The 1,391-nt window shown below is 58.2% G+C and carries 1 protein-coding gene; it reads left to right on the forward strand.

The genetic code is table 11. The features are described from left to right. Positions 1-1,391 (forward strand): non-ribosomal peptide synthetase (locus EAE91_RS23415; protein WP_214090535.1); only part of this gene is annotated, 1,391 nt, incomplete at both ends.

A 1,391-nucleotide genomic window follows, 5' to 3' on the forward strand; every position in this document is an offset into this window, starting at 1 on the left:
GTGTTGGTGCCGCATCGTGCGGTAGTCCGGCTGGTTATCAATAATGGCTATGCTGACATCGGGCCGGATGATCGGGTGGCTTTTGCCGCTAATCCGGCGTTTGACGCCAGCACGTTTGAAGTCTGGGCACCGCTGCTGAATGGTGGCGCGTTAGTGGTGGTTGATCACGCCACTTTGCTGACGCCGCAGGCGTTTGTACAGGCTTTACAGAGTCAGCGAATGACGGTTCTGTGGCTGAGTGTCGGGTTGTTTAACCGGCTGGCAGCGGAACTGTCACCGGTTTTGCCGCAGATAAAGCTGCTGATTGTCGGCGGAGATGCCCTTGATCCCCAGGTTATCGGCCAGGTACTGAACACCCGTCCGCCGCAACAGCTATTAAATGGCTATGGGCCAAGTGAAGGCACCACCTTTACGGCCACCTACCGAATCAATGCGGTCGCACCGGGAGCAACTAATATCCCGATCGGCAGACCGGTAGCCAACACGCGGGTTTATCTGTTGGATGCCTGTGGTCAGCCGGTACCATTAGGGGGGGGCGGAGAGATTTATGTCGGGGGAGATGGGGTGGCCTGTGGTTATCTTAATCGGCCTGAATTGACCGCCGAGCGTTTCCTGACCGATCCGTTCAGTGATAACCCGGATGCTCGCCTGTACCGCACCGGGGATGTGGCGCGCTATCTGCCGGACGGCAATCTGGAATTCCTGGGCCGAAACGATCAGCAGGTTAAAATCCGCGGCTTCCGCGTTGAACTGGGGGAGATTGAAGCCCGACTGGCCGAACATTCCGCAGTGCGTGAGGCGGCGGTGCTGACGCAAGGGGAAGGGCCGGATAAACGGCTGGTGGCCTATGTGGTGGCGGAAGCCCATGACGGGCTGGCGAACGATCTGCGTGTTCATCTGCACGCTATTTTGCCTGACTATATGGTGCCGTCAGCCTTTGTGCGGCTGGATGCGTTTCCGCTAACGCCGAACGGTAAATTGGATCGTCGCGCACTACCGGCACCGGACAGTGAAGCCTTTGCCCGTCAGACTTACGAAGCGCCACAAGGAGAAACAGAAATTGCGCTGGCGGCGATTTGGCGTGAATTGCTGGGGATTGAGCAGATAAGCCGGTATGACAGCTTTTTTGCTCTGGGGGGTCATTCGCTACTCGCGATACGGGTGGTTGAACGCCTGCATCACTTGGGATTGACCCTGACGGCGCGTGATCTGTTCCTGTCGCCGGTGCTGTCAGACCTGGCGCAAACATTGGGACAGCATCAGGCCGTGGCAGTACCGCCTAACGTCATTACGCCAGCAACAACGGCCCTGACACCGGCGATGTTGCCGCTGATTGATCTCACTCAGGCTGATATTGACCGCATCGTCGGACAGGTACCGGGCGGGATCGC

This window comes from Photorhabdus noenieputensis (genome assembly GCF_018448935.1).
In the GTDB taxonomy this organism is placed as follows: domain Bacteria; phylum Pseudomonadota; class Gammaproteobacteria; order Enterobacterales; family Enterobacteriaceae; genus Photorhabdus; species Photorhabdus noenieputensis.